This is a genomic window from Neisseria sp. HMSC074B07 (genome assembly GCF_001810355.1).
Taxonomy (GTDB): domain Bacteria; phylum Pseudomonadota; class Gammaproteobacteria; order Burkholderiales; family Neisseriaceae; genus Neisseria.
The window spans coordinates 128,813-139,328 of record NZ_KV800908.1 but is presented as its reverse complement, the minus strand read 5'-3'; the positions used below and the strand labels follow the sequence as shown (position 1 = coordinate 139,328).

The 10,516-nt window shown below is 52.1% G+C and carries 7 protein-coding genes; 5 read left to right on the top strand and 2 right to left on the bottom strand.

What is annotated here, in order from left to right:
• Nucleotides 1-107 precede the first annotated feature (107 nt).
• On the bottom strand, nt 108-1,214 hold the full coding sequence (gene serC / locus HMPREF2726_RS02930) for a phosphoserine transaminase (protein ID WP_009312331.1): 1,107 nt from the start codon (nt 1,212-1,214) through the stop codon (nt 108-110).
• 355 nt (nt 1,215-1,569) lie between these two features.
• Here serC and rimP point away from each other — a divergent pair, with 355 nt between their 5' ends.
• The 5 genes from rimP (at nt 1,570) to HMPREF2726_RS12730 (ending at nt 10,280) form a co-directional block, all read left to right on the top strand.
• Nucleotides 1,570-2,001 (top strand): ribosome maturation factor RimP, encoded by a 432-nt coding sequence (gene rimP / locus HMPREF2726_RS02925; RefSeq protein ID WP_009312330.1) that lies wholly within the window; start codon nt 1,570-1,572, stop codon nt 1,999-2,001.
• Nucleotides 2,002-2,026: 25 nt separating this feature from the next.
• The gene (nusA, locus tag HMPREF2726_RS02920; protein ID WP_003777064.1) at nt 2,027-3,529 is read left to right on the top strand and encodes a transcription termination factor NusA; all 1,503 of its coding nucleotides are present in this window, start codon (nt 2,027-2,029) and stop codon (nt 3,527-3,529) included.
• An 11-nt stretch (nt 3,530-3,540) separates the two neighbouring features.
• Nucleotides 3,541-6,447 carry a translation initiation factor IF-2 gene (infB, locus tag HMPREF2726_RS02915; RefSeq protein ID WP_148132460.1) on the top strand — a complete coding sequence of 969 codons (2,907 nt, stop codon included), beginning with the start codon at nt 3,541-3,543 and terminating at the stop codon, nt 6,445-6,447.
• A gap of 350 nt (nt 6,448-6,797) precedes the next feature.
• Nucleotides 6,798-9,566: a calcium-binding protein gene (locus HMPREF2726_RS02910; RefSeq protein ID WP_070602113.1), complete on the top strand. Its 2,769-nt coding sequence runs from the start codon at nt 6,798-6,800 to the stop codon at nt 9,564-9,566.
• A gap of 198 nt (nt 9,567-9,764) precedes the next feature.
• A complete protein-coding gene (locus HMPREF2726_RS12730) occupies nt 9,765-10,280 on the top strand; it encodes a DUF4189 domain-containing protein (RefSeq protein WP_094113196.1) in 516 nt (171 codons plus the stop codon).
• Here HMPREF2726_RS12730 and HMPREF2726_RS14295 read toward each other — a convergent pair.
• Nucleotides 10,242-10,516 (bottom strand): hypothetical protein (locus HMPREF2726_RS14295; protein WP_246827849.1); only part of this gene is annotated, 275 nt, incomplete at its 5' end. The genes HMPREF2726_RS12730 and HMPREF2726_RS14295 overlap by 39 nt on opposite strands.

The following is a 10,516-nucleotide window of genomic DNA, read 5'->3' as shown; positions in this document are numbered from 1 at the left end:
GCCTTGTCCTGATTTAAATTTAATCCACTATACCTGATTACGGTACGCATTCATCCGCGCTTGAGATTTGTGTTGAATCGGCTGTGCTTTTAAAGGCGCATTTTGTCTTAGCCGTAACGCCGTTGGAAATCGCTCATAAAGTCCGCCAACGCCTGTACGCCTTCGAGCGGCATGGCGTTGTAGATGCTGGCGCGCATACCGCCGACGGTTTTGTAGCCTTTGAGCAGGCACAAGCCTTGCAGTTCGGCTTCGAGGACAAAGCGGCGGTCGAGTTCGGCTGAGGCGGTTTGGAAAACGACGTTCATTTTCGAGCGGGCATCGGGGCGGATTCGGTTGATGTAGAAGCCGCCGCTGCCGTCGATGGCGTCGTAAAGCGTTTGGGCTTTGATGTTGTTGACGGCTTCGATTTTCTTCACGCCGCCTTGTGTCAGCAGCCAGCGGAACACTAAACCGGACATATAAATGGCGTAGGTGGACGGGGTGTTGTACATGCCGTCGCGGTTGAGGTGGGAACGGTAGTTGAAGACGTCGGGAATGCTGTCGGGGCAGCGGTCGAGCAGGTCTTCGCGGATGATGACGACGATTGCGCCGGCGGGGCCGATGTTTTTTTGTGCGCCAGCGTAAATCAGCCCGTAGTCGGAAACGTCAAATTCGCGCGAGAGGATTTCGCTGGACATATCGCAAACGAGCGGCGGCAGGTCGTCTGAAAGTTTGGGAACGGTTTGGTATTGCAGGCCGTTGACGGTCTCGTTGATGACGAAGTGGACGAAGGCGGAGTTTTTGTCTATGTCCCAAGTTTCGACGGGCGGCAGGGCGGTATAGTCGAATTGTTCGCCGCCGTGCGCAGCCAGTCGGATTTCGGCATCGGTCAGGCGGCTCATTTGTTCGTAGGCGATGCGGCTCCAGTTGCCCGTTACCACTGCGTCGGCGGACGGGAAGCCATGTGCCAAGTTCATGGCAACCATGTTGAATTGCGTGGTTGCGCCGCCTTGCAGGAACAGGATTTTGTAGTTGGAAGGAATGTTCAGCAGCGTACGCAAGTCTTGTTCGGCGTGATGGAGGATGCTGAGGAACATTTCCGAGCGGTGGCTCATCGCCATGACGGGGAAGCCTGTGCCGTTGTAGTCGAGCATTTCTTGCTGCGCGGTACGCAATACGGCTTCGGGCAGGACGGCGGGACCTGCGGAAAAGTTGTAGATGGGGCGGGCGGACATGGCGAGGCCTTTTTGTTTCGATGATAACAGCTTTGAATTTTAGAATGACGGCGTGCTTCGTGCAAGCCGTATGGAAGGGAAATGGGGTCGTCTGAAAAAGAAAGGTTGGAAATAAAATGATGATTATCAATGGGTAAGGTTTAATGGCGATTTTTCAGACGACCGTTTTTGTCAACAATTTTAAGATTGGTTTTATGCCGTCAGGCGTGTTCATTCTATGAGGTCGTCTGAAAAAAAGCCGCGATAAATCAACGCTTTTCTTTTGAGTGGAAAGCGGTTATAATAAGCCAATTTTTCAATTTTGACGAAAAATGGCCACGGGGCCATTTTTTTGTTTATGTACTCCGGGAGATTCATGGATATTCAAACAATTCTCGAAAAAACCCTGCCGGGTTTGGGCTACGAACTGGTCGATTTCGAGCTGACTGCGCAAGGCACGCTGCGCGTGTTCATCGATAAGGAAGGCGGTATCACCGTCGAAGACTGCGCGACCGTCAGCAATCATTTGAGCCGCGTGTTCATGGTGGAAGACATCGATTATAAAAATCTGGAAATTTCCAGCCCCGGCCTTGACCGGCCTCTGAAAAAAGCCGCCGATTTCGTGCGCTTTGCGGGACAACAGGCAAAAATCAAAACCCGCCTGCCGGTTGACGGACAAAAGAATTTTATCGGCTGCATCGAGGGTTGTGAAAACGATACCGTAACGCTCTCTTTCGACGGCAAAACCGCGCAAATCGGCTTGGATAATATCGATAAAGCCCGCCTGCGCCCCGAATTTAAATTTTAAAACTTGATATTGGAGATTCTAAAAAATGAGTCGCGAAATGTTGCAACTTGCCGAAGCGTTGGCAAGCGAGAAAAACGTTGAAGCGGAAGTGGTGTTCCAAGCATTGGAATTTGCCCTTTCTACCGCAGCCAAGAAAAAAGCCGACCGCGAGCACATGGATGTGCGCGTCGAAATCGACCGCGATACCGGCGAATACCATACTTACCGCCGCTGGCTGATTGTTGCCGACGAGGATTACACCTATCCCGACCTGGAAAAAACCATCGAAGAAATCCAAGAAGAAATTCCGGGTACCGACATTCAAATCGGCGACTACTACGAAGAAACGCTGCCGAACGAAGGCTTTGGCCGCCAAGCTGCGCAAACTGCCAAACAAATCATCCTGCAACGCATCCGCGATGCCGAGCGCGAGCAAAATCTGAACGAATTCTTGGCTGTTAAAGAAGACATCGTTTCCGGTACGGTAAAACGCGTAGAACGCCACGGCATCATCGTCGAAGTCGTTCCGGGCAAGCTGGACGCGCTGATTCCGCGCGAACAAATGATTCCGCGTGAAAACTTCCGCGGCGGCGACCGTATCCGCGCGCTGTTTTTGCGTGTGGACGAAATCGGCAACACCGGCCGCAAACAAGTCATCCTCAGCCGTACTTCGGGCGATTTCCTCGCAAAACTGTACGAAATGGAAGTGCCTGAAATTGCAGACGGCTTGTTGGAAATCCGTGAAGTGGCGCGCGATCCGGGCCAACGTGCGAAAGTGGCGGTCAAAGCCAACGACCAACGCATCGATCCGCAAGGCACTTGTATCGGCGTGCGCGGCTCCCGTGTGAACGCCGTCAGCAACGAATTGGCAGGCGAGCGCATTGATGTGGTGTTGTGGTCGTCTGAAACTGCCGAGTTCGTGATGAACGCGCTGTCTCCTGCCGAAGTCAGCCGTATCGTGATTGACGAAGACAAACACGCGGTTGACGTGATCGTCGCCGAAGACCAGCTTGCGCTTGCCATCGGCCGCGGCGGTCAAAACGTGCGCTTGGCATCTGATTTGACAGGTTGGCAGTTGAACATCATGACTGTCGAAGAAGCGGACGAACGCACTGCTGCCGAAGACGCAGCCATCCGCGACCTCTTTACCGCGCATCTGAACATCGACGACGAAACCGCCGATATTTTGGTGGAAGAAGGTTTTGCCACGCTGGAAGAAGTTGCTTACGTTCCAGCTGCCGAACTGCTCGCCATCGAAGGCTTTGACGAAGAAATCGTCGAAACCCTGCGCAACCGCGCCCGCGATGCGATTCTGACCATGGCGATTGCGTCCGAAGAGAAGCTGGAAGAAGTTTCAGACGACATGCGCAATCTGGACGGCGTAGATTCCGATATGCTCCGCAAACTGGCGGAAGCCGGCGTAACCACCCGCGACGACCTGGCGGAACTGGCCGTTGACGAACTGATTGAAATAACCGGTGTAGATGAAGAAGCGGCGAAAAAAGTGATTCTTGCCGCCCGCGAACACTGGTTTACCGAAGAGAACTAATGGGGGTACAGATGAGTAACACAACCGTAGAACAATTTGCCGCCGAACTGAAACGCCCCGTCGATGATTTGCTGAAACAACTGAAAGAAGCCGGCGTCAATAAAAACAGCGGCAGCGATTCCCTGACGCTGGACGACAAACAACTGCTGAACGCCTATTTGAAAAAGAAAAACGGCAATGACGGCGGAACCATCAGCATCCGCCGCAAAAAAACCGAAGTCAGCACTGTCAGCGGCGTCAAAGTCGAACGCAAACGCGGCCGTTCCGTAACGATTCCTTCGCCGGAAGAGCTTGCCGCCGAAGCCAAAGCCAAAGCAGTAGCTGAAGCGAAAAAAGCCGAGCAGACAGAAGCGAAAGACCAAACAGCAGAACAGGCAAAAGCCGAAGCTGAGGCCGCCGCCCGTGCCGAAGCGCGCGCGAAAGCTGAAGCGGAAGCTGCGAAGCTGAAGGCTGCTAAAGCGGCAAAAGCCGAGCCGAAGGCCAAAGCGGAAGAAGCGAAACCTGTTGAAGCGTCTGAAAAACCTGCCGAAGTACAAGCAGCTGGAAGCAAAACCGACGACAAACCGGCAGAACCCGCTGCACAAGCAGTTCAGGCTGAAGACAAACCTGCCCAAAGGTCGTCTGAAAAACCTGCCGAAGGCAAAGCCAAGCCTAAACAAGACAAAGGCAATAAAGGCAAAGACTCGAAAAAAGCAGCAAAACCCGCTGCCCCTGCCGCTCCGCAACCTGTGGTCAGCGCGGAAGAGCAAGCGCAACGCGACGAAGAAGCACGCCGCGCCGCCGCTTTACGCGCCCATCAAGAAGCCTTGTTGAAAGAAAAACAAGAGCGTCAGGCGCGCCGCGAAGCCATGAAACAACAGGCGGATCAGCAAGCCAAGCCCGCAGCCGAAGCCAAAGCTACCGAGCAGCGCAAGCCTGCCGAAAAAGCCAAAGCCGCGCCTGCAGAAGGCAAAGCCGCCAATCCTGCCCGTGCGAAAAAAGAAGACCGCCACAACCGCGACGATGACAACCAAGGTCGCAACGCTAAAGGTAAAGGCGGCAAAGGCGGACGCGACCGCAATGCGCGCAACGGCGACGACGAGCGCGTACGCAGCGGTAAAAAAGGCAAGAAACTCAAACTCGAGCCGAACCAACACGCCTTCCAAGCACCGACCGAACCCGTCGTTCACGAAGTCTTGGTTCCCGAAACCATTACCGTTGCCGATTTGGCGCACAAAATGGCAGTCAAAGGCGTGGAAGTGGTCAAAGCCCTGATGAAAATGGGCATGATGGTCACCATCAACCAATCCATCGACCAAGACACCGCCCTGATTGTGGTGGAAGAACTCGGCCACATCGGCAAACCTGCCGCCGCCGACGATCCCGAAGCATTCTTGGATGAAGGCGTGGAAGCTGTGGAAGCCGAAGCGTTGCCGCGTCCGCCGGTCGTTACCGTGATGGGTCACGTCGACCACGGTAAAACCTCGCTGTTGGACTACATCCGCCGCGCCAAAGTGGTACAAGGCGAAGCGGGCGGCATTACCCAACACATCGGTGCATACCATGTTGAAACCCCGCGCGGCGTGATTACCTTCTTAGATACCCCGGGTCACGAAGCGTTTACCGCCATGCGCGCGCGCGGTGCGAAAGCAACCGACATCGTGATTCTCGTGGTCGCAGCCGACGACGGTGTGATGCCGCAAACCATCGAAGCCATTGCCCACGCTAAAGCAGCGGGCGTACCGATGGTGGTTGCCGTCAACAAAATCGATAAAGAAGCTGCCAACCCCGAGCGCATCCGCCAAGAGTTGACCGCGCACGAAGTCGTGCCGGACGAATGGGGCGGCGATGTACAATTTATCGACGTGTCCGCCAAAAAAGGCATCAATATCGACGCATTGCTCGAAGCCGTATTGCTTGAGGCCGAAGTTTTGGAACTGACTGCCCCTGTCGATGCGCCCGCCAAAGGCATCATCGTCGAAGCCCGTCTGGACAAAGGACGCGGCGCGGTCGCTACCCTCTTGGTGCAAAGCGGTACGCTGAAAAAAGGCGATATGCTGCTGGCCGGTACCGCGTTCGGTAAAATCCGCGCGATGGTCGATGAAAACGGTAAAGCCGTCAACGAAGCCGGCCCGTCTATTCCGGTCGAAATCCTCGGCTTGTCCGACATACCGAACGCCGGTGAAGACGCAATGGTGTTGGCAGATGAGAAGAAGGCCCGCGAAATCGCACTCTTCCGTCAAGGCAAATACCGCGATGTACGCTTGGCCAAACAGCAGGCGGCGAAGCTGGAAAATATGTTCAACAACATGGGCGAAAACCAAGCCCAATCCTTGTCGGTCATCATCAAAGCAGACGTACAAGGTTCTTACGAAGCTTTGGCGGGCAGCCTGAAAAAACTGTCCACCGACGAAGTGAAAGTGAATGTATTGCACAGCGGCGTGGGCGGTATTACCGAATCGGACGTCAACCTTGCCATCGCTTCAGGAGCGTTCATCATCGGCTTTAACGTGCGTGCAGACGCTTCTTCGCGCAAACTTGCCGAAAATGAAAACGTGGAAATCCGCTACTACAACATCATTTACGATGCCATCGACGACGTCAAAGCGGCCATGAGCGGCATGCTGGCGCCGGAAGAGAAAGAGCAGGTTACCGGTATGGTCGAAATCCGTCAGGTCATCAGCGTATCCAAAGTCGGCAACATCGCAGGCTGTATGGTTACCGACGGCGTGGTCAAACGCGATTCCCATATCCGCCTCATCCGCAACAACGTGGTCATCCACACCGGCGAACTGTCTTCTTTGAAACGCTACAAAGACGACGTCAAAGAAGTCCGCATGGGCTTCGAATGCGGCTTGATGATCAAAGGCTACAACGAAATTATGGAAGGCGACCAACTGGAATGCTTCGACATCGTCGAAGTCGCCCGCTCGCTGTAATTTCCCGTTGTAAATAAAAGGTCGTCTGAAAACCATGAAAAGTGGTTTTCAGACGACCTTTTTGTTTTATAGCGGATTGGATTGGCGCAGTACGGCGTTGCCCAACGCTTAATCTTGGTTTGAATTCAATTCGGCATAAATGATAAACAAATTAATCAATTGAAATATAAATTCCGATTAAATAATGTTTTGAGAAAGAGTTAGAACTTGTTGAGGATAAAGCAGTCTAAGGAAGCCACGCAGTTCGACTACGTGTAACGATTCAATCAATAAATTACGATCCCCCCAATCTGGTTATTTATCCCATCTCCCCGGATAGGCAACCGTCAGCTCACGGAAAAAATAATATCATGGATACAAAACAAGTCTTTCGCACAATCGTTTCTGAAGAAGCCGCCGCACACTCCGCATCTTTGGAAAAGTCATCCGAACCCAAGGTTTTTCAAGGAACCAAGGGCAATGATGTCTATTATGCCACCCATACCGCAGACAACATTGTGGAAAAGGCAAATGAAGGACAGGATACCGTTTATAGCAATGTCAGCTACACCTTGCCGAACAATGTCGAAAACTTGGTTTTGACCGGTTCGGATAATATTTATGGCGCGGGCAACAATTCAGACAACGTATTGGTCGGCAACAGCGGCAACAACCGCCTGTATAGCGGGCGCGGCAATGATACGGTTTACGGGGGCGCAGGTCACGACAACATCAACGGGGGAGAAGGCGACGACCAACTGTTCGGCGATGAAGGCAACGATATCCTAGACGGCGCGGCAGGAAACGACGTATTGCAAGGGGGTGAAGGCAACGATACCTATTTGTTCGGCGAAAAAAGCGGCAAAGATACGGTAATCGACCGCCAAGGCAGCAACAGCATCCGCTTTTTAGACGGTCTCAGCGCAGACGATCTGACAGTTACCGCCGTGCGCAATGCAGAAGGCGGACAGGACTGGCGTATCGCAGTGAAACACACTCAATCCGTCCTGACCATTTCCAATCAATACCAAGAAGGCAGCAATATGCCTTCCGTCCAACGGTTTGTTTTCGCAAACGGCACATTAAACCTCAACCAATTCATCAAAGCCACCCAAGCGCAAGTAGAAATACGCGACAATGCAGGCGAACGTATTGAAGGTACGGAAGGAAACGACGCGCTGAACGGCACCGTCGGCAACGACGTCATCGACGGCAAAGCAGGTGCGGACATGATGCGCGGCGGCATCGGAGACGATACTTACTATGTGGATAACGCAAAAGATGTTGTCGTTGAGAATAGCGGCGAAGGCAATGATACCGCGATCAGCAGCGTTTCTTATACCGCCTCAACCCACGTTGAAAACGTTACCCTGACCGGCAACGCCAATATCTACGCGGCAGGCAACAACAGCAACAACACCCTGACCGGCAACGACGGACACAACCGACTCAATAGCGGCCGCGGCAACGATACCGTTTACGGCATGGGCGGCAACGACAACATTAACGGCGGCGACGGCAATGACTACTTGGACGGCGGCGATGGCAACGACACCATCAACGGCGACGCAGGCGACGACACTTTAATCGGAGGAGCAGGCAAAGATATGTTGAAAGGCGGAACAGGCAACGACACCTATATTTACGGCAGCGACGATACGATTATCGACAACCAAGGCAACAATATCCTGAAGTTTTCAGACGACCTCCGTGTCAGCGACATCAAAGTAAACGTCATCGACAATGCCGACGGCAGCAAAAACTGGGAAATCACATCCGCCAACGGCTCTGCCACCATTCAAAACCAAGTTGACGCCCAAGGACATATTTCCATCAACCAATTCCAATTCCTCGGCGAAAACTATACAGCCGAAACCCTGCTCAAAGCCGTCAACACCGGAAAAGCCGAACAAGGCATCAAAAATGAAGGCACGCCGAACGACGATGTGATTGTCGGCAGCAAGTTTAATGACGAATTAAGTTCCGGCACAGACGGCAGGGACGTGATTTACGGCATGGACGGCGACGACATTATCCGAGACGAAGGCACGACCTACTGGGGCAACGAATGGTCTTCAGACGACAAACTGTACGGCGGAAACGGCAATGACAAAATATATGCGCGGGTAGGAGCCGATTACCTCGACGGCGGCGCAGGCGACGACTATCTGGAAGGCGGCGATGGGCGGGATACCTATGTCTTCGGCAAAGGATACGGACACGACACCATTTTCGATTTCGGTTTCGATATCGACGACGAATTCAACCCCAGCGCAACCAGCAACGCCGTGAAATTTACCGGCGGTTTGACACTGGACGATTTAAGCATTTCCGTTACCCAAGGCTACGATAAAACCGGTATCGACTATATGCCCGAACCCTACGACTTCGTCACTGTGCCTCGTCTGAACGGCAACACATGGACCGTTTCTATCAAAGGCAGCAATGACGTATTGACGATTAAAAACCAAATGGGTTCGCAAGGCGCCATATCCGAGTTCCAATTCGACAACGGCACATACAGCACGGAACAAATCATCGAACATTTCGGTTTGAAAGTATCCCATGTCCGCAAAGACGGCACGATTATTCAATACCTGAATGACGACAGCGATACCTTTGAACAACGGCTGTACGAAGGTGCCAACCGCATTATTCACGGCACCGACAACGGCGATACCGTCAGCGTTTCAGGCAACTACGGCGGCAAAACCACCTTTATCGGCGGCAGCGGCGACGATACCGTCAAAGTCGGACACGACAGCACCATTGATGCCGGAGCCGGTGATGACACCATTTCCGTCAGCGGCTATGCCAATACGATTACCTTCGGCAAAGGCAGCGGGCATGACAAATTGTCACTGAACGCAAGCGGCGAGGACAATACCGTATTGTTCTCAGGCAATCTGACGCTGAAAGACATCGATTTGGAAATCAATAAAGCAGGAAACAACAAAGAGAACTGGGTGGTCAAACTCAAAGGCAGCGACGACACCCTGACCGTCTTGGATGCCGTCCACTCCTCAGATGGCGGCGATACCGTAGACACGTTCAAGTTTGCCGCCTCAGGCGAAACATACAGCATGTCGCAATTCCTGACCGCTTTGGGACACGATACCGCCCATCAAGGCGTTTTGTAAGCTTCACAAAGCAATACGGCAGCATTGCCGATTGATTTGTTTTTTCAGACGACCCCTGAAGGCTTAGGGGTCGTCTGAAACTTTATTGTGTGACCATAGACTATAAAGTGGGAACAGTCCGTCTGATTTTGACTGGGTTGCTTAAGGAACAGGGTAAAGTAAGAATATGATTGATGTTCAAAAATAAGGAATACACCGATGAAGCATATATTATTAGTGGCTGCCATAATTTTAAGCAGCTTCGCTAACGCAAACGAAATGAGCAATCCTTGTGTCTATCATCCCGATTTGCCGGGATGTGCGGGTAACAACCGACCGATGGGGCAAACAAAACGGGTTATTAACATTCCTGATAGATGGGGTGCTATTTATTTAAATAGTGCTAATTTGGCTATCGGGTATTCTGAAAATAACACCAAGGGTGAAGAATTTGCAAGACGAGAGGCTTTAGCAAATTGTATCAAGGCAGGTGGGGGTAAGAATCCAATTGGACGTAACGGGAAAGGGTGCGATCTGATGACCCAAAATCGTAATTCTTGTAGTGCTATTGCCATAGGAGGTGTAGTTGGAGATGGTGGTGCTGCTGGACATAGTGATTCTTCTTTAAAAAGAGCAGAGGAAGAAGCTATCGCTAAATGTAGTAATTTCACGACGCACAAGTGTACCATCCGCTATTCAGGCTGTTCCCGCCATCCAGATTACCTTCGTTACTAGATGAATTTTCAGACGACCCCCTGAAGGATTAAGGGTCGTCTGAAACTTTATTGTGTGGCGATAGACGATAAAGAGAAAACAGCCCATCTGATTTTGACTGGGTTGCTTGGGCAACAGGGTAAAGTAAGAATATGATTGATGTTCAAAAATAAGGAATAAACCGATGAAGCATATATTATTCGCTGCCATGATTTTAAGCAGTTTCGCTAACGCAAACGAAATGAGCAATCCTTGTG

Coding starts and splice junctions, on each gene's coding strand:
- rimP (WP_009312330.1), top strand. CDS start 1,570: ATGGATATTCAAACAATTCTCGAAAAAACCCTGCCGGGTTTGGGCTAC.
- HMPREF2726_RS02910 (WP_070602113.1), top strand. CDS start 6,798: ATGGATACAAAACAAGTCTTTCGCACAATCGTTTCTGAAGAAGCCGCC.
- serC (WP_009312331.1), bottom strand. CDS start 1,214: ATGTCCGCCCGCCCCATCTACAACTTTTCCGCAGGTCCCGCCGTCCTG.
- infB (WP_148132460.1), top strand. CDS start 3,541: ATGAGTAACACAACCGTAGAACAATTTGCCGCCGAACTGAAACGCCCC.
- HMPREF2726_RS12730 (WP_094113196.1), top strand. CDS start 9,765: ATGAAGCATATATTATTAGTGGCTGCCATAATTTTAAGCAGCTTCGCT.
- nusA (WP_003777064.1), top strand. CDS start 2,027: ATGAGTCGCGAAATGTTGCAACTTGCCGAAGCGTTGGCAAGCGAGAAA.